The sequence below is a fragment of the Aequorivita echinoideorum genome, from assembly GCF_018476645.1.
In the GTDB taxonomy this organism is placed as follows: Bacteria; Bacteroidota; Bacteroidia; order Flavobacteriales; family Flavobacteriaceae; genus Aequorivita; species Aequorivita echinoideorum.
This window is the reverse complement of record NZ_JAHCTB010000002.1, coordinates 21,736-44,503: the sequence shown is the minus strand read 5'-3', so window position 1 is coordinate 44,503 and position 22,768 is coordinate 21,736. Positions and strand designations below refer to the sequence as shown.

The 22,768-nt window shown below is 38.5% G+C and carries 19 protein-coding genes; 4 read left to right on the top strand and 15 right to left on the bottom strand.

Annotation, left to right across the window (positions count from 1 at the left end; all coding sequences use genetic code 11):
* The first annotated feature begins 100 nt into the window (after window positions 1–100).
* From KIV10_RS03840 to KIV10_RS03830, 3 genes are all read left to right on the top strand, one after another.
* Window positions 101–3,328 carry a SusC/RagA family TonB-linked outer membrane protein gene (locus tag KIV10_RS03840; protein ID WP_214112183.1) on the top strand — a complete coding sequence of 1,076 codons (3,228 nt, stop codon included), beginning with the start codon at window positions 101–103 and terminating at the stop codon, window positions 3,326–3,328.
* A gap of 12 nt (window positions 3,329–3,340) precedes the next feature.
* A complete protein-coding gene (locus tag KIV10_RS03835) occupies window positions 3,341–4,798 on the top strand; it encodes a SusD/RagB family nutrient-binding outer membrane lipoprotein (RefSeq protein ID WP_214112182.1) in 1,458 nt (485 codons plus the stop codon).
* Between the two features lie 65 nt (window positions 4,799–4,863).
* Window positions 4,864–5,721 carry a zinc-dependent peptidase gene (locus tag KIV10_RS03830; protein WP_214112181.1) on the top strand — a complete coding sequence of 286 codons (858 nt, stop codon included), beginning with the start codon at window positions 4,864–4,866 and terminating at the stop codon, window positions 5,719–5,721.
* Here KIV10_RS03830 and KIV10_RS03825 read toward each other — a convergent pair.
* The 12 genes from KIV10_RS03825 to rpsO form a co-directional block, all read right to left on the bottom strand.
* The gene (locus tag KIV10_RS03825; protein WP_214112738.1) at window positions 5,715–6,683 is read right to left on the bottom strand and encodes a YpdA family putative bacillithiol disulfide reductase; all 969 of its coding nucleotides are present in this window, start codon (window positions 6,681–6,683) and stop codon (window positions 5,715–5,717) included. The two genes, KIV10_RS03830 and KIV10_RS03825, sit on opposite strands and share 7 nt — an antisense overlap.
* A 39-nt stretch (window positions 6,684–6,722) precedes the next feature.
* Window positions 6,723–7,382: a ribulose-phosphate 3-epimerase gene (gene rpe / locus KIV10_RS03820; RefSeq protein WP_214112180.1), complete on the bottom strand. Its 660-nt coding sequence runs from the start codon at window positions 7,380–7,382 to the stop codon at window positions 6,723–6,725.
* 31 nt (window positions 7,383–7,413) lie between these two features.
* On the bottom strand, window positions 7,414–7,812 hold the full coding sequence (locus KIV10_RS03815; RefSeq protein WP_214112179.1) for a BLUF domain-containing protein: 399 nt from the start codon (window positions 7,810–7,812) through the stop codon (window positions 7,414–7,416).
* Between the two features lie 124 nt (window positions 7,813–7,936).
* A complete protein-coding gene (locus KIV10_RS03810; protein ID WP_154192466.1) occupies window positions 7,937–8,800 on the bottom strand; it encodes a sigma-70 family RNA polymerase sigma factor in 864 nt (287 codons plus the stop codon).
* 128 nt (window positions 8,801–8,928) lie between these two features.
* Complete coding sequence (locus KIV10_RS03805; protein WP_214112178.1) at window positions 8,929–9,546, bottom strand: hypothetical protein; 618 nt, start codon at window positions 9,544–9,546, stop codon at window positions 8,929–8,931.
* On the bottom strand, window positions 9,546–10,091 hold the full coding sequence (locus KIV10_RS03800; RefSeq protein ID WP_214112177.1) for an RNA polymerase sigma factor: 546 nt from the start codon (window positions 10,089–10,091) through the stop codon (window positions 9,546–9,548). Before KIV10_RS03800 ends, KIV10_RS03805 begins: the two co-directional genes overlap by 1 nt.
* A gap of 10 nt (window positions 10,092–10,101) precedes the next feature.
* Window positions 10,102–11,142, bottom strand: a complete 1,041-nt coding sequence (locus tag KIV10_RS03795) for a hypothetical protein (protein ID WP_214112176.1) — start codon at window positions 11,140–11,142, stop codon at window positions 10,102–10,104.
* A 182-nt stretch (window positions 11,143–11,324) separates the two neighbouring features.
* On the bottom strand, window positions 11,325–12,524 hold the full coding sequence (locus KIV10_RS03790; RefSeq protein WP_214112175.1) for a glutamate-5-semialdehyde dehydrogenase: 1,200 nt from the start codon (window positions 12,522–12,524) through the stop codon (window positions 11,325–11,327).
* A gap of 16 nt (window positions 12,525–12,540) precedes the next feature.
* Window positions 12,541–13,311, bottom strand: coding sequence for a glutamate 5-kinase (gene proB, locus KIV10_RS03785; protein ID WP_214112174.1), 771 nt, complete (start codon window positions 13,309–13,311; stop codon window positions 12,541–12,543).
* Window positions 13,312–13,330: 19 nt separating this feature from the next.
* Complete coding sequence (proC, locus tag KIV10_RS03780) at window positions 13,331–14,131, bottom strand: pyrroline-5-carboxylate reductase (protein ID WP_214112173.1); 801 nt, start codon at window positions 14,129–14,131, stop codon at window positions 13,331–13,333.
* Between the two features lie 252 nt (window positions 14,132–14,383).
* Window positions 14,384–16,618 (bottom strand): polyribonucleotide nucleotidyltransferase, encoded by a 2,235-nt coding sequence (locus KIV10_RS03775; protein ID WP_214112172.1) that lies wholly within the window; start codon window positions 16,616–16,618, stop codon window positions 14,384–14,386.
* 188 nt (window positions 16,619–16,806) lie between these two features.
* Window positions 16,807–17,076, bottom strand: a complete 270-nt coding sequence (gene rpsO, locus KIV10_RS03770; RefSeq protein WP_214112171.1) for a 30S ribosomal protein S15 — start codon at window positions 17,074–17,076, stop codon at window positions 16,807–16,809.
* Window positions 17,077–17,262: 186 nt separating this feature from the next.
* Here rpsO and KIV10_RS03765 point away from each other — a divergent pair, with 186 nt between their 5' ends.
* Window positions 17,263–18,096 carry a hypothetical protein gene (locus tag KIV10_RS03765; RefSeq protein ID WP_214112170.1) on the top strand — a complete coding sequence of 278 codons (834 nt, stop codon included), beginning with the start codon at window positions 17,263–17,265 and terminating at the stop codon, window positions 18,094–18,096.
* Between the two features lie 29 nt (window positions 18,097–18,125).
* Here the strand turns inward: KIV10_RS03765 and accD are convergent, their stop codons facing one another.
* The 3 genes from accD to tamL are packed head-to-tail and all read right to left on the bottom strand — an operon-like array spanning window position 18,126 to window position 22,765.
* Window positions 18,126–18,992, bottom strand: a complete 867-nt coding sequence (accD, locus tag KIV10_RS03760; protein WP_214112169.1) for an acetyl-CoA carboxylase, carboxyltransferase subunit beta — start codon at window positions 18,990–18,992, stop codon at window positions 18,126–18,128.
* A gap of 43 nt (window positions 18,993–19,035) precedes the next feature.
* Window positions 19,036–20,103, bottom strand: coding sequence for a class II fructose-bisphosphate aldolase (gene fbaA / locus KIV10_RS03755; RefSeq protein ID WP_214112168.1), 1,068 nt, complete (start codon window positions 20,101–20,103; stop codon window positions 19,036–19,038).
* Window positions 20,104–20,146: 43 nt separating this feature from the next.
* On the bottom strand, window positions 20,147–22,765 hold the full coding sequence (gene tamL / locus KIV10_RS03750; protein WP_317194698.1) for a translocation and assembly module lipoprotein TamL: 2,619 nt from the start codon (window positions 22,763–22,765) through the stop codon (window positions 20,147–20,149).
* Window positions 22,766–22,768 lie beyond the last annotated feature (3 nt).

The following is a 22,768-nucleotide window of genomic DNA, read 5'->3' as shown; positions in this document are numbered from 1 at the left end:
CATACCATTTTGATAACATTTTCTTAATCTACGTAGGTTAAAAGTTGTTTTTGTAAGATTTTATTGGCACATTTGATATGCTAATTCAAACTACAAAAAAATGAAAACAAACTTAAGTAGATTTTTGACACTACTTGTAGTGTTAATTGTGCAGCTCAGTTTTGCACAAGAGAAAACAATTACCGGTACGGTGACGGACGATACGGGTCTGCCACTTCCGGGGGTAAACATAATTATTAAGGGAACGAGTACGGGTACTCAGTCAGATTTTGATGGTAACTATACTATTGACGCTGCTGTGGGTCAAACGTTAGTTTATAGTTATGTAGGTTTTGATACCCAAGAAATTGCAGTGGGAGTATCAAATAATATTAATGTTGAAATGCAAGCAGGATCTACGCTGGATGAGGTGGTTGTTACGGCGTTAGGTGTATCGCGTGAAAAACAATCATTGGGATATTCAACTCAAGAAGTTGCTGGTGAAGAAATTGCCACAGTAAAAACCAATAACTTTACTAATGCTCTTTCTGGTAAAGTATCCGGTGTTCAAATCCGAAGGAATAATAATTTTGGCGGATCTACGAATGTGGTGATTAGAGGTATCACATCTTTGTCAAATAATAACCAAGCATTGTTTATAGTCGATGGTATACCTATAAGTAATGAAAATACAAATGCTGCAGGACAAAGTACCGCTTCAGGAGGAACATATGATTATGGAAACGCAGCAATGGATATAAATCCAGATGATATTGAATCTATAAATGTATTGAAGGGTGCAGCTGCATCCGCACTTTATGGTTCTCGCGCTGGAAACGGTGTGGTTATCATAACAACAAAAAAAGGCTCCAGAACTAAAGGTTTAGGAGTGACTGTTAATACAGGCGCGCAAGTGGGCTTTGTTGATAAAAGCACATTTATTAAATATCAAAAGCAGTACGGTGCTGGTTATGGTCCATATTATGCTGGTTTGAATAATTTGTTTTTTAATGATGATATTGATGGTGATGGAAATCCGGACGTAACAGTTCCCTACACGGAAGACGCATCCTACGGAGCTCCATTTGATCCCAACCTATTAGTTTTTCAGTGGGATTCCTTCGACCCAGCATCGCCAAATTATAGAGTAGCTACACCTTGGCTACCAGCAGAAAATGGACCTATAACGTTTTTTGAAACACCTATTACTTTATCAAATTCCGTTTCAGTTTCAAATGGTTTTGAAGAAGGTTCTTATCGAATATCATATACCAAATTGGATCAATCCGGTTTAATGCCAAATAGTGAACTTGATAGACACAACTTCTTATTCAATGGAAATTTTAATGTTTCCGAAAAATTTAGAGTTAGTGGTTTAGCAAATTATATTAAAACGGAAGCATTGGGGCGAAACTCAACAGGATATGGCGATAACATTATAAGTAACTTTAAACAATGGTGGCAGACCAATGTTGATATTCAAGATTTAAAGGATATCTATTATGCTACTAACCGAAACGTTACTTGGAATCCTGCAACTTCAGAACCTGGGTCAAGACCTATATTTTGGGATAATCCGTACTGGACGCGTTATGAAAATTATCAAAATGATGAGAGAAACCGTTTATTAGGAAATTTTGAGTTGCAATATGATGTTACAGATTGGTTCAATATTTTAGGTAGAGTATCTACAGATACTTACAGCGAGCGTCAAGAGGAGCGTAGGGCTGTTGGGTCGGTGGCATCTCCATTTGGAGTAACACGTGGTAATACTGACTCTGGCTATTTAAGGAGGGATATCACTTTTAGTGAAACGAATTATGATTTGATGTTCAATTTTGATGGTAATTTGAGTGAAAATATTGGAATAGCTGGTATTTTAGGAACTAACATAAGAAGAAACGAATTACAATCACTAACTTCCTCTACTAATGGCGGATTAGTTGTGCCAGGTTTGTATTCGCTACAAAATTCTGTAGAGCTTCTCCCTTTTTCAAATGAAGTAGCTGAGAAAATAGGTGTTGACGGTGTTTACGCAAGCGTATCATTTGATTTTAATAATACTGTATTTGTTGATGGAACAATAAGAAGAGATCGTTTCTCCACACTACCGGAAGATGAAAGCTCTTTTTATTATCCAGGAGTATCTACCAGTTTTGTATTTAGCAAATTGTTAAATGTGGATGCTATTACTTTTGGAAAATTAAGAGCAAATTATGCAGAGGTTGGCAATGGCGCTCCATTCGGTAGACTTGTAGATAACTATATAAGAAATAATGATATTGGTTTTTCTGTACCGAGTAGTGCGAATAATCCAAATTTAAAACCAGAGAGAACGAAAAGTTATGAAGTAGGTCTTGAAATGCGTTTTGCCAATAATAGGATTGGTTTTGACGTAGCCTACTACAAAGCAAATACCTTTGACCAAATTTTTAATACCCCTGTTACTGCGGCGAGCGGTTATACTTCAAAATCAATTAATGCAGGAGAAATTGAGAATAAAGGTATCGAGGTAAGTTTTAATGCCACTCCATTAAAGTCTGATAGTTTTAGTTGGGTAATAAATACTAATTTTACTAAAAACGAAAATTTAGTTGTTGAACTTGAAGAAGGAACAGAAGCAATCCAGCTAGGTAGGTTCCAAGGTGGTGTTACTATAAATGCCGTTGCAGGACAACCGTATGGAATTATTAATGGAACTGATTATACCTATCTTAATGGAGAAAGACTTGTGGATGAAGACGGATATTATATTTTAACCCCATCCTCAAATAACAATATTGGTGATACAAATCCAGATTGGTTGGCGGGTATAACAAATACTTTTACTTATAAGGATTTCGCATTTAGTTTCTTAATAGATATTCAAGAGGGTGGCAGTATATTTTCCTTAGATCAATATTATGGTCAGAATACAGGTATTTATGAAAATACAGCATTTATAAATGATTTGGGTAATCCTGTTCGTAATCCTTTAGACCAAGGTGGAGGATTTATCAATCCTGGAGTCACTGAAGATGGATCTCCTAACACAACTAGAATAGACGCTTTTGAAGCTAGTCCTTTTGGCTACGCAACGTATCCAAATTCAGAATTTGTGTACGATGCAAGCTACGTAAAATTGCGTCAAGCCTCTTTGACATATACTATGCCATCTAAATTCCTTGATAATACCTTTTTGACTGGAATTCAGTTAAGTGTTACCGGATCTAATTTATGGATTATCCACAAGAATATTCCAGATGCAGATCCAGAATCTGGATTAAGTGCTGGTAACCTTCAAGGTTATTCAGTTGGTCCACTTCCTACAACCCAAGATTATGGGTTTAACATTAAAGCACAATTTTAATAAAAGAAAATGATGAAGAAACTAATAATTATACTTACGACGGCCCTAATTGCCGTATCTTGTTCGGATAACTTAGAAGATCTGAACCAGAATATTAAAGATCCTTCTACTGTTGGTGGTGAAAGTTTATTTGCTTCAGCTGAAAAACAAATTGTAGATCAGATTGTTACATTAAATGTTAATCAGAATAATTTGCGTTTATGGGTTCAATACCTTCAAGAAGCTACTTATGAGGATGAAAGTAATTATGATCAAATTACAAGACCTATTCCAGACAACCACTGGACGGCTATGTATCGTGATGGCTTAAAAGATCTTGATGAAGCTGCTAGAATAATAGAACTTACAGATAATGATTTAACGAATGATCTTAAACCAAATAAGCTTGCAATAATCGAAATAATGACAGTTTATGCATATAGCAATTTGGTTGAAACATTTGGTAATGTTCCTTATTCTGAGGCTTTAGATAGAGATAATGCTCTGCCAGCATATGATGATGCAGAAACTATTTACACGGATTTAATTTCAAGATTAACAGCTGCTTCAAATAACTTAAATCCTAGTCTAGGAAGTTTTTCTGCTAATGAAGATTTAATTTATGGAGGAGATGCTGCAGCCTGGAAAAAGTTTGCTAATTCATTAAAGTTAAGAATGGGACTAGTGTTGGCAGATTCAAATCCTTCATTATCTCAATCCACTGTGGAATCTGCAGTTTCTACAGGAGTTTTTACCAGCGCTTCGGATAATGCCTTTTATTCCTATTCTCCCACGGATCCTAATACAAATCCTGTATATGTGGATTTAGTTTTAAGTGGCCGTTTTGATTTTGTGATCGCTGAAACTATCGTTGATAGAATGAATGATCTTGAAGACCCAAGACGACCAGTATATTTTACTGATGTAGATGGAGAATATATAGGAGGTACAATAGGAACATTGAATACATATGCATTGTTTTCTCACGTTGCTCCTCGTATTGCAGAACCAACATATCCAGGTATTCTAATGGATTACATTGAAGTAGAATTTCTCTTATCTGAAGCTGCCGCTCGAGGATATTCTGTTGGTGGTGACGCCGCTAGTCATTATACGGCTGGTATTACGGCTTCTTTTGAATATTGGAATGCAGATGGTCTTGCAGATTATCTTGCAAAACCTGAAGTAGATTATAATTCTGCATTAGCTACTAGTACATCATCACCCGCATGGAAGCAGGTTATTGGAACTCAGGCTTGGCTCGGTCTGTATAATAGAACCTTTGCATCCTGGTTATCAATTAGACGTTTAGATTATCCAATTTTAAAAGAGCCTGCAATGCCAGAAACAGGTTATCCAGTTAGATATACTTATCCAGTATCTGAACAAACTTTAAATCCAGGAAATTACAGTGCTGCTTCCAGCGATATTGGTGGAGATGCGGCAGAAACACAACTTTTTTGGGATGTGTTTTATACATTTCCATTTTAGTTTAAAAATTTAAGGTAATAAAAAAATCCCCAGTTCAAACTGGGGATTTTTATTTAAATTATTTTATGTATCTAATTAAATTTATTATTCATGTAGTCATAGAACAACAACCCTACGCTCCTTGGCTTGCGCCCTATGCGTTCTCTATAATTGTTGTGGGATTTTTCTTTTTCTTATTCAAAATTTTTGAAACTGCATTTGCACATTATTACAATCGGCCCTTATTCAGATATTATTTAGTTTACAAAAAACTTACGCGCGACCAAAAATCGATACTTGAGACTGAATTTGTTTTCTATCAAATGCTTTCAGAAAAGCATAAAAAACAATTCGAACACAGGGTTGCAAATTTTATAAATGAAAAGAAATTTGTTGAAAGGGGAGGAGTGGCTATTACAGAACGGATGAAATTACTCGTTGCGGCAATTGGGTGTATGCTCAGCTTCGGCAGAAAAAACTATTTATATGCACTTATTGATTTCGTATTAATTTATCCGGAAGAATTTTACAGCTCAATAAATGAACACTACCATAAAGGGGAATTCAACCCTCGTGAAAAGGCGCTCGTGCTTTCTTGGAAGGATTTTGAAAATGGCTATAAAATTGAAAATGATAATTTGAATGTGGGTATTCATGAATTCACGCACGCTATGCAACTTGAGGCAAAGCAGGCAAAAGACATAGATTCCGTAAGATTTACGAAACAATTTCAGAAAATTTTAAAACAGCTAGCGAAAGTCGATGTTAGGGAAAAACTGGAAAAAACAAGATTTTTTAGAATGTATGCTTTTACCAATCAATATGAATTTATGGCTGTCCTGGCAGAATATTTCATTGAATCCCCAACGGAGTTGAAATCTAATTTCCCCGAAATTTACAACTACACAAAAACTATTTTGAATTTCAACTTCAACGATTATTGATTTCTTTTTGAAATTTCAGATACAATCAATTCCGCGTGCACGCGCGAGTTTTCTATAAACCATTTGTGTGTTTCAAGACCGCCACAAATTACGCCCGCCAAGAACAAACCTTCAACATTTGTTTCCATGGTTTTAGTGTTGTATTCAGGAAAAAAGTTGCCATCATCAGAAAATTGTATACCTAGTTTTTGCAAAAAATCGAAGTCGGGTCTATAGCCCGTGAGCGCGATGACAAAATCATTTTCAATAACTTTTTTACCATTTTCAGTAGTAATAAAAACTTCGGTTTCGGTAATTTTTTCAATTTCTGAATTAAAATAGGCTTTGATGCTGCCTTCTTCAATTCGGTTTTCAATATCGGGTTTAACCCAGTATTTTACGCGTTCGCCAATGGAGGCTCCGCGAACCACCATAGTAACCTCACCACCCTTCCTGTGGACCTCTAATGCCGTGTCCACAGCCGAATTGCTTGCGCCCACAACAACCACTTTTTGCATAACGTATGGGTGCGCTTCCTTGTAATAATGATTCACTTTTGGCAAGTTTTCTCCGGGCACATTCAGATATTTCGGGATGTCGTAAAATCCTGTGCTCAAGATTATATTTTTGGCGGAGAATGAATTTTTATTTGAAATTATTTCAAAATGATTTCCTTTTTTTTCAATGGAAAGTATTTCTTCGTAGAGATTTATTTTTAAATCATTTGAAGTCGCTACGCGGCGGTAATATTCCAAAGCCTCATTACGAGTGGGTTTGGGATTGTTGCTAATGAAGGGAATGCCGCCAATTTCCAATTTCTCTGAAGTTGAAAAAAATGTCATATTTAACGGATAATTGTAAATGGAATTGGTAAGCGCGCCCCGTTCTACAACAAGGTAATTGAGGTTATGCTTTTCACATTGCAAAGCGCAGGCTATACCAATGGGACCCGCGCCAACAATCAAGACATCTTTTTCTGAAATCAATTCTTTAATAATTGGAATTTTTTTTTGGAATACGAATTATTTCGTCATTTTTATCAAGTTCTCGATGGTTTCTGTAGGATTTTTTGCTCCGAATACAAAGCTTCCCGCCACTAAAACATCTGCACCGGCTTCTACTAGCTGTTTGGCGTTTTTATCAGTTACGCCTCCATCAATTTCTATTTTCGTTTTTGCACCATTTGCATTAATAATTTCCTTTAGCGCTCGTACTTTTTTATAGGTATTCTCAATAAAACTTTGTCCGCCAAAACCAGGATTTACGCTCATCATACACACCAAGTCAATATCGGCAATGGTATCTTCCAGAAGTGAAACATTTGTGTGCGGGTTAATAGCAACGCCAGCCTGCATTCCTTCCGCTTTTATGGCTTGTAAGGTACGGTGTAGATGCGTACAGGCCTCGTAATGAACCGTAAGAACTGCAGCGCCTAAAGTCGCAAACTCCTTGATATATCTATCGGGATCCACAATCATTAAATGTACATCCAATGGTTTTTTCGCGTGACGGGAAATACCCTTTATTACCGGCATACCAAAAGAAATATTTGGTACAAATACCCCGTCCATTACATCCAGGTGAAACCATTGTGCCTTACTGTTATTTATCATTTCTACATCGCGCTGCAAGTTGGCAAAATCTGCAGCAAGTATGGAAGGTGCAATAATTGTTTCGTTCATATTTTTTCGTTTATGGCGGGTATAATAAGATTTAAATTAAAAATGGCTTCAGCAAATTCTGAATGTTTTTGGGGTATTTTTCCTCACCCTCATAAAGAGATAGATAGCTGTTCAAATTTTCAAGGTCTCCCTTATCTTTTAAAATGCTGAACCCTGCCTTGTATCCCTTAAATATCCTATCGTTTATTTTTTGGGAAAGTACTGTTAAGATATTATGATGCCTTTTATCTTCTCTGATACTTTTGAAGAGCGTTTTCAATGTTTCCTTCTCTCCTTCCAAAACTTGAAGGAAGATTCCATTATTGTGAAGTAGAATTCCAGAAATATCGCGGGGCGGATTATTTGCAAGAATAAAGGAAAATAAGGCTTCTAGCTCATTTTCAGAAAGTTGATCGGTTTCATTGCTGATATAGCAAATGGTATGTTTCATATTTTTCTTCCAAAGATAAAAAAACCTCCGGTAATCAGCCGGAGGTCATTCATCAATCAAAAAACGAACAGTATTTTTTTCGCAAAAGCGAAAAATCTGATACTGTAAGTAATTTTAATAGGGTTTAACCCAGATATGTCATTAATATTTTGCTTCGCGAAGTATGCTTCAATCTGCGTATTGCCTTCTCCTTAATCTGGCGGACACGCTCTCTTGTAAGGTCAAAAGTTTCACCAATTTCCTCCAGCGTCATGGGATGTTGGTCACCCAATCCAAAATAAAGGCGGATCACATCTGCCTCACGTGGCGTAAGGGTTTCAAGCGCGCGCTCAATCTCGGTTCGCAATGACTCGTGGAGTAATGTACGGTCTGGATTCGGGCTTTCACCACTTCGCAATACATCGTATAGATTACTGTCCTCACCCTCAACTAGCGGTGCATCCATGGAAACGTGACGTCCTGAATTTTTCATGGATTCCTTCACATCATTAATCGTCATATCCAGTTCTTTTGCAATTTCTTCAGCGGAAGGTGGGCGCTCATTGGCTTGTTCCAAATAAGCGTACATTTTGTTGATTTTGTTGATGCTCCCAATTTTATTCAAAGGAAGGCGCACAATACGTGATTGCTCAGCCAATGCCTGAAGAATAGACTGGCGAATCCACCAAACGGCATACGAAATAAATTTAAAACCACGGGTCTCGTCAAAACGTTGTGCGGCTTTAATTAGACCAAGATTTCCTTCATTGATAAGGTCTGGAAGGGTAAGACCTTGGTTTTGATATTGCTTGGCCACCGACACTACGAAGCGCAAATTTGCCTTTGTCAATTTTTCCAGCGCGCGTTGGTCACCCGCCTTTATGCGCTGTGCCAATTCTACTTCTTCGTCTGCGGTGATTAAGTCAACTTTTCCTATTTCTTGAAGGTACTTGTCCAATGAAGCAGTTTCCCTGTTGGTAACCTGCTTTGTAATTTTAAGTTGTCTCATTTAAGATATTCCTGTAATTTGGGTTTAAAACTTTTGTGTTAGGTTATACGTAAAAAGGCTTCAAAAGGTTACAGGAGTTTTAAATAAATTTTAAGAAAAGTATTTTTTCTTCTTCAAACATCAAAAATTTACTGCGGAACATCGAGGTTTTGCGTTTGTGCTGAATCTATGGATTTTGTTGCGGCGGCTACAATGCTATCCATTCCAGCTTTGCTGGTGGTCACTATCTGCTTTCCGCTTTTGCTATCATAATAATAGTATTTTTTGCTGACGGTAAAATCTTCATCGATCATCTTTCTTATTGCATTTTTTTCTGAAGAATATTTAGCAGACTTACTTTCATTTTTTTGTGCCTTTATTTCCTCGTTTTCAAATTTTGTTTCAGAACTAATTAATTCCCTTTTAGAAATAATGATTTCTGAAGAATTTTCCAACGAATCCTTTTCCGAATCCATTTGCTCAAGTTTTTCGCTTTCTGTTGAAATGTTATTCTCCAACGGCACCTCAGTTTCATTTTGGGAATTTTGAGGATTTGAATTATCCATGCCAAAGTTGAAAATGAAAAAACCAGTGAGAAAAACCAAAATCACCGATCCTAAAAGCCAATACACAATCACTCTTTTGCGCCTTTGGTCTTGCTCATCCAGGGTTGTATCTATCTTTTCCCAAAGCATATTGCTAGGTGCTTTTTTGCCTTGGCTCAGCTTGCTCTCAAATAGCTTTCCTATGTCCTCTTTCTGTCCCATTATATAGCTTTTGCGTTTAGTTCTTTTTTGTATTCGTTGACTTTATCCCGAAGAATCAGTTTTGCCCGGTGGTAATTCGATTTTGAGGTGCTCTCGGAAATTTCCAAAAGCGTGGCTATTTCTTTATGCGAATACCCATCCAACTGGTATAGGTTGAAAACCAGGCGATACTGATCCGGCAGCTCTTGGATGAATTTTAATAAAACATCAAGTTTGATTTCTGCATCATCATCTACTTCTGTAGATTCCAAGAGAAGATCGTCCTTTACTGATAAATGATTCTGTTTCGTAATTTTATATTTATCGATTGCTTTGTAAATAGTTATACGCTTCATCCAGCCTTCAAAAGAACCTTTGTTTTTATAGGTTTTTATTTTCTGAAAAATAGCTATAAAGGCATCGTGCAAATTATCTTCGGCATCTGCCTCATTTCGGCAATATTTCAAGGAAATGAAATAAAGCATGTCTTTATATTCCTGAAAAAGCTCATTTTGGGCCGTCCGGTCGTTCTTTGAACATTGCGCTATTAACTTTTCTAGGTTCAAATAAAAATTTTTAAGCTTGGCAATTTATGGCTTTTAAAATTATGGGCACGATAGCAATCATTTCTCCCGTAATTGTATCCTCAATCCGTACATAAATTATCATGGGATTCATTGAATTTTCATATAAAAGATTGGTGATTTGATTTGTCCCTGCCAGCAAATCTTCTAGATTTTCGAAATACCGAAGGGCAATATCATCTCCATCGCGAAGGGCAATCAGTGAATAGATACACCATCCATAGCTTTCCAGATTAAAAATAGCCTTGCCTGAACCGGGTTCTGTTTCACATTCCTCAAAAAGAAATTTTTGACACGGTTCCCCACAATTTTTCGATATTTTGAAGGTGTCAATGTTATTGGAAATGGTCATCTCGTTTTCATTGAAATCCAAGATTTTCCAATCGTAATTCCAGTCTTCACTTATAGATTCATTCCCTGTTATGTAAATATTCAAATGAAGTTCATCTTCAATAAAATAAGTAATCCAAGTACCTGCAAACGCCTCATCATTGTAATGCAAACCCGCATTGCCAAAATTTGTAACTTGAAATGTTGCTCCCGTATACTGGGCATTGGGGCCTTCTAAATGTGTAATTGTCCAGATGCAATCAGGTGCCGTGAGAATATTATTGCAGTTGCCTACGGTATCTGCTTTTATGCATTTGTCTATGGCATCTTTTAACTCCTCATTGTTATTGATTTCATACGGTTCGCCGTTGTCCAAAATACTCGTTATTGGGTAACTTAAGCTTATGGACTTTCCTGCTTCCAGACTACCCAAAAATTCACTAAAATATATGTCCGTGCCAATGGTTTCGTAGGCTATTATTTCCATACTTTCATTATAAACTATTAAGGTAAATGGATAGTTGAAATCAATGCACGTAATTGGGTTTTCAAAATCGTTACTTGCTGCTTTTGTAACCAAATCATACAATTCGGAATCTACTTGAATTACTTTATTTGGGTCGGCTTTGTCCAAAGGTTCGGTCTCGCAGCCCATTAGAAATACCAAATTTAAAATTGCCAAAGTAGAGAGTAGCTTTTTCATAATAGATGTGTTTGCTTTATACCCTATAGTCTATCAATTTCTGAAAAGTTGCGTGGTGAAGTGAAGATTTTTTTTAAATAATATTTCTGAAATGGTTTTCAATTCTAAACACCCTCCCAATACTCATAAAAAAAGCCTTCAAATTGAAGGCTTTCAAAATATTAAGATTTAATTCGATATCACTAAATCCTAACATGTCCATCACCGTACACGTAATATTTATTAGTAACCAGTTGTTTTAATCCGAGTGGCCCGCGGTGGTGAAGTTTATCTGTACTAATGGCAAGCTCGGCACCCACGCCCATTTGTCCTCCATCTGTGAATCTTGTGGAAGCGTTATGATATACTGCGGCGCTATCAATATTTTCCATAAAATGCGCAGCTGTACCTGCATTTTCCGTGAGTATGGCGCTGGAATGTCCGCCACTGTATTTATTTATTTTGGAAATAGCATCTTCCAAACTTTCCACAGCGCCTATTGCTATTTTCAGTGCCAAAAATTCTTCGTACCAAATATTGCTATCGGTAATTTCTTCTGAAGAAGCCAGTACTTTTTTAACTTCAGAATCAACAAGAATTTCCACTTTTGAAGCTTCCAAAACTTCCTTCAGTTCTTTCAACTTCGCTTCATAATTTGGAAGATTAATGTCAATTAAAACTTTATCCAAAGCATTGCAACCGGAAATTTTATCTGTTTTTGCATTGATGATAACCTCAAGCGTTTTTTTCCAATTGGCATCTTCGGCAATATAAAGAAAGTTGTTTCCACGACCGCTTACCAAAACCGCGCAAGTAGCGTTTTCTTTTACAAACTGTATCAACCGTTCGTCCCCTCTCGGAACAATCAAATCGATTGGTTCCGTAGGGTTTTTTAAAAATGCTTGGGTTTCCTCTCTATTCATTTCCAGCATTTTTATCCAGTCCTTTTCCAATCCGTTTTCCTGCAATGCTTGGTGCCAAAATTTCACAAGAATTTTATTGCTATGATAGGCTTCTTTTCCACCTTTCAGTAAAATCTTATTGTTTGCTTTGAAAGCGAGCACGGCGGCTTCAATAGTTACATCGGGCCGGGATTCATAAATAATCATGATCGTTCCAAAGGGTGCGGTTTTATTGATGATTTTCAATCCGCTATCCAATTCGTTTTTGCTAATCTCAGCATTCACTGGGTCGTTCTGGGATTTCACTTCATTGATGGCTTTTATCATTTCATCAATTTTGGAATCGTCAACCACCAATCTATCGTAAAGTGCTTGGTCATCCTTGTTGAAGGCATCAAGATCCATTTTATTCGCATACAATAAATCCTTTCTGTTTTTGTCAATAATTTCCATCATTGATTCTAAAACCTTATTTTTCAATTCTTCCTTAATCAACTTCATATTTTTTCTCTTTATTTTATGCGTAAAATTTTGTTCCAATATCTTTTCCCTTTAAAATATCGACAATTACGTTTTTACGCTTTCCGTTGGCGATATATGTGGGAATATTCTTTTTAGCGGTTTCCTTTGCAATTTTCAACTTAGATTTCATCCCGCCGCGTCCTTCACCCTCGCCCTTGCTGGATTTCTGAACGTATTGCTCAACTGCTTCATCATGATGGACTTTGCTCAGCTTTTTTGAAGCATCATTATCCGGATGACCTGTGTAGAGCCCGTCTGTATCTGTTAAGATAAGAAGCGCATCCGCTTCAATAAGCTCCGCCACAAGACTTGCAAGTTCGTCATTATCGCTGAACATCGACATGGTCAGCGAAACGGCATCGTCCTCATTTGCAATGGGTACAATGCCTTCGGCGAGCAATCCTTCATAACAGTTTATCATATTTTCACGGTGTTTTCCTGGTGAAAAATCACGCTTTGTTGCCAAAATTTGGGCACAGCGCATTCCGTGATCGTGGAAAAGGCTGTAGTAGTGGCGCATCATGCGGGGTTGCCCAACGGATGAATATATCTGTCTTCTTGTGGCGTCATCCTTCGCAAGACACTCGCCAAGAACTTCTTTTCCCGCAATTGCGGAACCTGAGGATACCAAGACTGGGCAGTAATCATTTTCATATAATTCCGCAATCTGGCGGACCAATTCATTTAAAATGGGTCCAACAATACGATTGTCCTTATTTGTCATAACGTTGGTTCCTACTTTTATAACCACTCGTTTTTGCTTCATAACTTTTATTTCTGGTTTTTTATTTTCCTAATTCGGTTGCTCGATTAAATGCTGCGTAGGCAGCTTCTTTTATCAGTTCCTTTACATTATTGTCTTCAAAGGAATCAAGTGCTGCGCGAGTGGTACCACCTTTTGAGGCTACCATTTCCATCCACGCGGTTGGTGAAAGATCAGATTCATTGAATAATTTCACCGCACCTTCAAAGGTCTGGGTAACCAATATTTTTGAATCATTTGAAGAGAATCCCATTTTCAGCGCAGCTTCCATCATAGATTGCATAAAATAGAAAACATATGCCGGTCCACTTCCTGAGATACCTGTGGATGCATTGATGAAATTTTCATTTTCAACGTGAATGGCCTCGCCCGTGGTATCGAGCAGATTCCGGACCATTAGTAATTCTATACGGCTTACTTCCTTCGCTTCAGTGAAGGATGTCATTCCCAATCCCACCTTTGCCGGCAGATTGGGCATGGCACGAATTACTTTTTTAATTCCCAGACTTTGCTGGATTTTTTCAATGGTTACTCCGGCCATCAGCGAAATAAATAATTGGTCGTTATGAACCATTTCCTTGATCGATTGAAATAGTTCTTCGCTGTGATGGGGCTTTACTGCTATAAAAACGACGTCCGCCTTGGGAAGGCAGTCCTCAATTTTTTCAAATACATCGAAATATGATAATTCTTTAAGTGTCGCGATTTTCTCGGCAGAGACATCATAGATCATTAAATTTCTACGGTTGAGCAGTGGCGATTTCGCCATACCTTCCGCATATGTTAATCCCATATTTCCCGCACCTACAACTAGTACTTTCATATTAAATTTTAAGTTTATTTTCCATAAAGGTGCAAGTACTATGCGAAAGGGTTCTTATATGATTTAAATTGAAGTTTATGTGGTCTGAAATGACTGATAGCCTAATGAGAATGGCTCTTACGAAAGATTTGTTAGAATTTTATGTCAAAAATTTTAAGGTGACATAGTTGCGCACCTTTTAAATATAACTGAAAATGTGGCACAAAAAAAACCCCGCAATTTGCGGGGTTTTTTGAATTCAGACTAAAAAGTTTAGTCTCTTTTTCTATCTCTATCACGATTGTCGCGACCGCGGTTATCGCGATTGCGATTATCACGTCCGCCGCCCTTATTGTCATCGCGCGGTGGGCGCTCTTTATAACCCTCGGGTTTTGGTAGGATTGCTTTGCGTGAAACGCGTTCTTTTTTAGTTCGTGGGTCTATTCCCATATACTTTACATCAAAAACATCGCCCATATTTACGACATCCGAAACATTTTCGGTACGTTCCCAAGCAAGTTCGCTAACGTGAAGCAAAATCTCGTTTCCGGGAGCATCTGTATATTCAACCACGGCTCCAAAGTCAAGCATTTTGATAACTTTCACTTCATAAACGCTGCCCACTTCCGGTTTGAAGGTAAGCGAATCAATTTTAGCCAATACCGCATCAATCCCTTCTTGGTTTGTTCCCAAAATTTCAACAATTCCTTCTTCGGTCACAGGGTCTTCATTAATTACAATAGTGGTTTTGGTAGCTTTCTGAAGTTCCTGAATTACTTTACCACCTGGGCCAATCAAGGCGCCAATATATTCATTAGGGATGGTAACAGTAATCATTTTTGGAGCGTGAGGTTTCACATCTGCATTTGGTTGCGCTATCGTGTCCGTCAATTTTTCTAAAATATGAAGTCTTCCATCAGCAGCTTGTTTTAGTGCATTTACTAAAATTTCATAGGAAAGTCCTTTCACTTTAATATCCATCTGGCAAGCAGTTATTCCGTCTGCTGTTCCGGTAACTTTAAAGTCCATATCTCCTAAGTGATCTTCATCACCCAAAATATCAGAAAGAACTGCATATTTTCCAGTCTCGGCATCAGAGATCAATCCCATTGCAATTCCGGAAACTGGTTTTTTGATTTGCACCCCAGCATCCATCAATGCCATGGTCCCGCTACAAACGGTTGCCATGGAGGAAGAACCGTTTGATTCCAAAACCTCTGAAACCACTCGTACTGTATAGGGGCAATCTGATGGGATCATTCCTTTCAGTGCGCGTTGTGCCAAGTTTCCGTGACCCACTTCTCTACGCGATGTGCCGCGAATTGGACGCGCTTCCCCAGTTGAGAAAGGGGGGAAGTTATAGTGAAGGTAAAATGTTTCCTCGCCCTCGTGAGATGGCATATCAATCTGGTTTGCTTCGCGTGAAGTCCCCAAAGTAACAGTTGCCAAGGCCTGCGTTTCACCGCGCGTGAAAATTGCTGAACCGTGGGTAGAAGGAAGATAATCAACCTCGCACCAGATAGGGCGTATATCGGTGGTTTTCCTTCCGTCCAAACGCAAACCTTCATTTAAGGTAAGATCCCGAACGGCAGCTTTTTCAGCTTTGTTGTAGTATTTTGAAACTAAATCTCCAAAATCTTCTAATTCCTCTTCAGAAAAACTAGCTTTAATTTCTTCTTTTATTTCTGCAAATGAATTGCTTCTATCGTGTTTGGCAGAAGCAGATTTTGCAACGGCATATACTTTATCATACGCCAATGAGTGGATTTTTTTCTTCAAATCCTCATCTTCACGCTCTGGCTGGTACTCACGAACTTCCTTTCTGCCAACAGCTTCGGCCAATCTAAGTTGTGCCTCGCATTGTTTTTTAATATGCTCGTGGGCGAATTTAATAGCTTCGACCATTTCTTCCTCGCTAATTTCCTTCATTTCGCCTTCAACCATCATCACAGAATCTGCGGAAGCACCAATTACCATATCAATGTCCGATTCTTCTAATTGCGCTCTAGAAGGGTTGATTACAAATTCGCCGTTGATTCTTCCCACACGTGCTTCAGAAATAGCACATTCAAAGGGAAAATCGGAAAGCTGTATCGCTGCAGATGCCGCTAGTCCTGCCATTGCATCGGGCATAACATCTTCGTCGTGGCTCATCAACTGAATCATTACTTGTGTTTCAGCGTGATAATCCTTTGGAAAAAGTGGACGCAGAACGCGGTCCACCAAGCGCATCGTCAATACTTCTCCATCGCTGGGTCTGGCTTCCCTTTTAAAGAATCCGCCAGGATAGCGTCCCGCAGCGGCAAATTTCTCGCGATAGTCTACCGTTAACGGTAGAAAATCAACATCGCTTTGCTGGTAGTTTGAAACTACTGTACAAAGCAGCATACATTTTCCAGATTGTACAACAACAGAACCGTGGGCTTGTTTTGCCAATTTTCCGGTTTCGATGGAAATTTCACGTCCATCACCTAGGTCTATGACCTCTCTAAATACTTTAGGTATCATTTGTTTTTCATTTTTGCGCGTATGGTTATGCGCAGTTAATTTTGGTCAAAGCCTGATTTTCAGACTTAGTGTTGTTGTGTTGTGTGGTTGACCAATGAAAAACCTAAGGGTAGCTTTTCTATGTGTTCCAGAAATAAATTCTGAAAAAAAATGTAAAAATAAAGGGCTCGTAGGAGCCCTTTAGAATATTACTTACGTAATCCTAATTCTTTAACGATAGCACGGTAACGAAGGATGTCTTTTTTCATAAGATAATCCAACAAAGATCTGCGCTTTCCAACCAATTTAACCAAAGAACGCTCAGTGTTGTAATCTTTGTGGTTAGACTTTAAATGTTTCGTCAAATGCTCAATACGGTGGGTGAACAATGCGATTTGCCCTTCGGCAGAGCCGGTATCAGTTTTCGACTTACCGTGTTTTTCAAAAATTTTCTCTTTTACTTCTTGTGATAAATACATGCCAATATTATTAAAATGATTTTTATGTAATGATCCCTCCCGACAGCCTCGGGATTGGAAATCAAGGGTGCGAAATTACAAAATTGAAATTGAAATCACAGGGCAATTGCATAAAATTAATTTAAAATATATCTATTTGTGATATTTTAGCGTTGTAAATTCATAAACTCCTAAACCTCAATTTGTATGAAAAGAGATTTCAGTAAAATATGTATGACATTTTTAGCGCTTGGTTTTTCTATCTTAATTGGTTGTGATAAAGATGATGATACTCGAGCGGAAGATATAAATTTTAATACTGAAGATTCTGCGCGGGCAGCTAAAATGGATAACGTAGCCGAAGGTACGTTTAATATTATGGAGCAAGCATTTGTGGAAAACGAAACTTCTCTACGCAATCCAAATGCTACATCGCTTTTCCCCAAATGTACACAAATATCCGTTACCGTTCAAGGGAATTCGATATTGGTTCTAGTAGATTTCGGTAATTCTTGTACACTTAATAATGGAAATGTGGTGTCTGGTAGTATACTTTTGGACTATGGCCCGTTAGTGGGTGGGGCCTACATTATAAACTATTTATATAATGATTTTGTTTTTAACAATAATGGAGTTAGCGGAGGAGGTGATTTTAAATACGAAATCGCAAATCAAAATGGTAATCCCCAATCTACATTAAATGAAACTATAACTGTTACATTCCCAAATACATCTATAACTGGTACACGCGTTGGACTTCGCGTATCAGAATGGGTTGAAGGTGTGGGATCAGGAACCTGGCAGGACAACGTCTATAATGTCACTGGAAATTGGCAAACAGAATTTACAAATGGATTTGAACGAAGAGGAGAGGTAATAGATACCTTGGTTAGAAAACTTTCCTGCCCATTTTTAGTCAGTGGTTCTCTCGAAATAGAACAGGACGGTTCAACAGCAATAATTGATTTTGGGAACGGCGAATGCGATAATCTTGCATCGTTTTTTTATAATGGAGAAGAATATCCGTTTACAATGAATTAAAAAAAGCTGCCCTATTTTGGCAGCTTTTTTTATGCGGTTGTTTCGCGAAGTGGCCTGTTAAGCACCAAATCCAAGTAAAGATTTATTTTTTTCTTTAATTCCTTTCTGTGGGTTATGAAATCCAAAAAGCCGTGCTCCAATAAAAATTCAGCGGTTTGAAATCCTTCTGGAAGTTCCTTTCCAGTGGTATCGCGAACTACACGGGGTCCCGCAAAACCTATCAATGCTCCCGGCTCGCTAATATTTATATCGCCCAGCATAGCAAAAGATGCAGTGGTTCCACCAGTAGTAGGGTCTGTTGCCAAAGATATATATGGTATTCCAGCATCACTCAATTGAGCTAATTTCACGCTAGTTTTTGCAAGTTGCATCAATGATAATGCGGCCTCCATCATTCGGGCGCCGCCACTTTTTGAAATTATAAGAAGCGGAATGTTGTTTTTAAGGGAATAATCTGCAGCACGTGCAATTTTCTCACCAACTACACTTCCCATAGAACCGCCAATGAAGCTAAAATCCATACAGGCAATTACCAAATCTGAACCCATGGATTTCCCAACAGCGCATCGAACGGCATCTGTTAATCCCGTTTTTTCCTGTGCTTCTTTGAGCCTATCCGTATATTTTTTTTTGTCCTCAAAATTCAAGGAATCCTTGGAAGTCATATTTTTATCCAATTCCTTAAACTTATTGTCGTCAAAAAGGATTTCAAAATATTCCTTGCTTCCTATCCGCACGTGATAGCCATCCTCTGGGCTCACATAATAATTTCGTTCCAGCTCTTCGCTGTCCACAATTTTACCAGTGGGGGATTTATACCAAAGTCCTTTTGGGACATCCTTCTTTTGTTCGGTTGGGGTTTGAATCCCTTTTTTCGTTCTTTTAAACCAAGGCATATTTTTAATTATCAATTAAGAATTCATACTTCTGCATTCAGAATTAAAGCGTGTTAACGTTGTTCAAATCCCTAAATGCTTGTTCCAGCCTCTTCTTAAAGGTAAGTTCGCCTTCACGGAGCCATTTTCTGGGATCGTAATATTTCTTGTTGGGTACTTCAGGTCCTTCCGGATTGCCTATTTGTGACTTCAAATAATCTACATTGCCCACAATGTAATCGCGGACTCCTTCAGTATAGGCATATTGCAAATCAGTATCAATATTCATCTTTACAACACCGTAGCCTATTGCCTCGCGAATTTCCTCTAAAGTGGAGCCGCTTCCGCCGTGAAAAACAAAATCTACTGGATTATTGCCGGTATTGAATTTTTTCTGAACATATTCTTGGGAATTTTTCAAAATCACCGGTGTGAGTTTCACATTGCCAGGTTTGTAAACACCATGAACATTTCCGAAGGCTGCGGCAATCGTAAACTGGTCGCTCACTTTTTTTAATTCTTCATATGCATATGCCACTTCTTCGGGCTGTGTGTAGAGTTTGGATGAATCCACGTGGCTGTTGTCAACCCCATCCTCTTCGCCTCCGGTAATGCCCAATTCAATCTCAAGGGTCATTCCCATTTTGCTCATCCGTTCCAAATATTTTTTTGAAATTTCGATATTTTCCTCAATCGGTTCTTCGGAAAGATCGAGCATATGTGAGCTGTACAGTGGTTTTCCAGTTTCTTTGAAAAATTTTTCACTAGCATCTAGCAGCCCATCAATCCAAGGGAGCAATTTCTTTGCACAATGGTCTGTATGAAGAATAACGGTTGCGCCGTATAATTGGGCAAGTTCGTGAATGTGCTTTGCGCCTGCAATTCCGCCGGCTATTGCAGCTCTTTCGTTTTCATTTGAAAGACCTTTACCAGCATTGAAGAGACATCCGCCATTCGAAAATTGTATGATTACGGGAGCCTTAAGCGCTGCCGCAGTTTCCATCACGGCATTAACGGAGCTCGAGCCTACTACATTTACAGCGGGCATGGCAAATCCTTTCTCTTTTGCGTATTTGTGAATTTTTTGAACTTCTTCACCGGTGGCTACACCGGGTACAATTCCGTGGCTCATATGCTATAAGATTTAGCAAACAAAAATAATAAATTTTAATGGTTTAGAAGGGATAGTTTATACCGATGTTGTAAACCGCATTCGGGAAATTATAGTCTTTGAACCAGCGTTCTCCCACTGGTCTGGCCGGATTGTGTGTTTTAAAACCAATATCAAAACGAAAAACAAAAAAATTGAAATCAATACGTAATCCAAAGCCGGATGCCACCGCAAGTTCCTTTAGATCTGAAATTCCGCTAAAAACAGAAGCCTCATCATTAATATTGTCAAAAACATTCCAAATATTACCAGTATCCACAAAAAAAGCACCTTTGAATGGGTCTAATATTGTAAATCGATACTCCGCATTCAGGGCAATTTTAAAGTTTGCCTCATTAAACTCGTCATTGCTTCCACTGCTTCCCGGCCCCAAATCATAAGGTCTCCAACCACGATTATCGTTGGCGCCCCCAGCAAAATAGCTACGTGTAAACGGGATACTGTTGCTATTTCCATACGGTACGGCCAGACCGCCAAAGGCACGAAACGCTAAAATATGATTTCCGTTAAGTTCCCAATGCTTTATATATTCTGCTTCACCCTTTATGTATTGAGAAAAAACTACACCCAACGCCCGGTAATTACCATCAGCATTTTTTTCAAAACCGGCAATGCTCGAAATCCCGGAGAGCAGATTGCCGGCAGACTCCAACTTAAATCGTGTCCGCGAAAAATTGTTATCCTGAATATTTTCCCGTGTGTCTCTGGTTCGGGTAATGTTTGTGGCAAAAATTAAATTATCCTCGGTAAGCCGCTGCTTGCGTTCGCCAATATTGTTAACAAGTTGGCCCGCGTTAGTATCTTCGGAAAAAGGAATTATAGTTCCGTTGTTTACATCTTCAATAAATGAATTGGCACCTTCGGGTATGGTTAGCCTAATATTATTATTGCTATCAGTATTATAATAAAGCGGATTCACGCTTCCCGGCGTATTCGCTTCGGTCTGCTGGGCGATATCGTTTAGTTGATCAAAGGAATTTCTATATACGTTGAAGTAATTTGCGGTGTTTAAATTCCGAACATACTGTAGATTCAATAAATCAAATTGGTTCGTGATGATTTTTGAAGGTTTCCAGCGGTAGCTATAAACGCCGTTTACCGTTTGGCGGTCCAGGCCAATATTATTTTGCGCGCTCGCACCTACGCTCATAGTGGTCGATGGCGACATATATTTGGGAATCAATTTTTCCGTTTTTATGGGAAAAAGAATTCGTGGAAAAGTGAGCTTAACATCTCCGCCTATTTCAGAAATATTAAAAAAACTGCTATCCCTATCTGCCGCATCTTTGGAGGAACCTACGCTTCCGCGGCCGGAGATTTCAAGGATTTCGGCACCTCTGAAAATATTTCGAAAAATCATGCTTCCGCTGAAACCAATTCCAAATTGCTGAATTGTTGAAGTATAAGCATCAAAATCAAAACCCAAGGTAAATTTATCCCTCGGCGAGAGTAAAATGGTAGAAATTAGTTCTGCGTCACTGGAATCTGAAGCTATTTCCCTATAGGTAATGTCTGGATATTTAAAAATCCGAAGATCGCTTATTTGGTTAAAGGTGAGCGTCCTATCAATATCCTTATAAATATTTCCCGGCGTAATGGAAATGGCATCCGTAATTGCTTTGGGCCTAAATCGCATTTTTCCGTAACTGTACAGCTTATAATTTTTATAGGTTATGGAATCCTGAAAGGGCTCATTGCGGTTTGCAAATGAAAAGTCCGTAATAATACGCACTTCCTTTACCGTATGTACTTTAAAAGGTTCCGTGTAGGTACTATCGCCCTCGGTCACTTTCCTGTCTGGCAATATATAGGTGATGTTTGCCTTGTGGTCCGTGTTCACCGTATCCGCTTCAAAGCCTACGTAATCTTGGTCAAAATGGTATAGCCCGCTATTTCTGAATTGAATTGTGAGTCGATCCCTTTCATTCACAAAATCATTCGCAGCATATTGCCTTCCCGAAACAATAAATGTATTGGCCTTTGTTTTCTGAAAAAGCGAATCTACCACTGGCGAACTTATTTTTTCTGAAATGGAATCCACCACGTATGGCCTTTTGCGCGTCACTTTATAGATTACTTCCGCGCGCTTTTCCCTCTTTTCATTGGGGATTACTTTATAGTCCACTTCATTGTTGAAATAGCCAAAACTGGAATACCAGCGTTTCAGACGTTCCACGGATTTATCGGTCTTATTTTCAGAAATTATAACGGGCGCATCGCCGGATTTCTGAAGCCATTCATTGAAATTCACATAGCTGGTGTCTATCTGGTCCACCTGCTTTTTGGAAAGAAATTTAATTAGTCGCTCTTCCCTTTTCGGGTATTTATGAAGCCATTTTTGGTAGGTGGAATCTGGATATGGATCTGCCAGATTGTAAATATGGAGGCCCAGCGGAACACCAATCAAGGGAATAGTTGGGTTGGGTTTTTGTGCCAATTGACTATAAACGCCCGCATCCTTTGTTTCTACACTATCAACTATTATCGTGTTTTTGGTGAGCAAAAACGCATCATCATCCACACGTTTTACCGCGTTGCAGGAAAAAAAGAAGACCATTAATACTGAAAATAGTGATATTTTTGCTGGAAGGTGCTTCAACGGTACGGGTTTATTCGGGTTCAAAAA

What these genes read in the sequence shown, in the direction of transcription:
- KIV10_RS03815 (WP_214112179.1), bottom strand. Translation starts at nt 7,812, where the DNA reads ATGAAACATACCATTTGCTATATCAGCAATGAAACCGATCAACTTTCT.
- rpsO (WP_214112171.1), bottom strand. Translation starts at nt 17,076, where the DNA reads ATGTATTTATCACAAGAAGTAAAAGAGAAAATTTTTGAAAAACACGGT.
- KIV10_RS03830 (WP_214112181.1), top strand. Translation starts at nt 4,864, where the DNA reads ATGTATCTAATTAAATTTATTATTCATGTAGTCATAGAACAACAACCC.
- KIV10_RS03810 (WP_154192466.1), bottom strand. Translation starts at nt 8,800, where the DNA reads ATGAGACAACTTAAAATTACAAAGCAGGTTACCAACAGGGAAACTGCT.
- KIV10_RS03790 (WP_214112175.1), bottom strand. Translation starts at nt 12,524, where the DNA reads ATGAAGTTGATTAAGGAAGAATTGAAAAATAAGGTTTTAGAATCAATG.
- KIV10_RS03795 (WP_214112176.1), bottom strand. Translation starts at nt 11,142, where the DNA reads ATGAAAAAGCTACTCTCTACTTTGGCAATTTTAAATTTGGTATTTCTA.
- proB (WP_214112174.1), bottom strand. Translation starts at nt 13,311, where the DNA reads ATGAAGCAAAAACGAGTGGTTATAAAAGTAGGAACCAACGTTATGACA.
- KIV10_RS03835 (WP_214112182.1), top strand. Translation starts at nt 3,341, where the DNA reads ATGAAGAAACTAATAATTATACTTACGACGGCCCTAATTGCCGTATCT.
- KIV10_RS03775 (WP_214112172.1), bottom strand. Translation starts at nt 16,618, where the DNA reads ATGATACCTAAAGTATTTAGAGAGGTCATAGACCTAGGTGATGGACGT.
- KIV10_RS03765 (WP_214112170.1), top strand. Translation starts at nt 17,263, where the DNA reads ATGAAAAGAGATTTCAGTAAAATATGTATGACATTTTTAGCGCTTGGT.
- rpe (WP_214112180.1), bottom strand. Translation starts at nt 7,382, where the DNA reads ATGAACGAAACAATTATTGCACCTTCCATACTTGCTGCAGATTTTGCC.
- KIV10_RS03840 (WP_214112183.1), top strand. Translation starts at nt 101, where the DNA reads ATGAAAACAAACTTAAGTAGATTTTTGACACTACTTGTAGTGTTAATT.
- accD (WP_214112169.1), bottom strand. Translation starts at nt 18,992, where the DNA reads ATGCCTTGGTTTAAAAGAACGAAAAAAGGGATTCAAACCCCAACCGAA.
- proC (WP_214112173.1), bottom strand. Translation starts at nt 14,131, where the DNA reads ATGAAAGTACTAGTTGTAGGTGCGGGAAATATGGGATTAACATATGCG.
- fbaA (WP_214112168.1), bottom strand. Translation starts at nt 20,103, where the DNA reads ATGAGCCACGGAATTGTACCCGGTGTAGCCACCGGTGAAGAAGTTCAA.
- KIV10_RS03805 (WP_214112178.1), bottom strand. Translation starts at nt 9,546, where the DNA reads ATGGGACAGAAAGAGGACATAGGAAAGCTATTTGAGAGCAAGCTGAGC.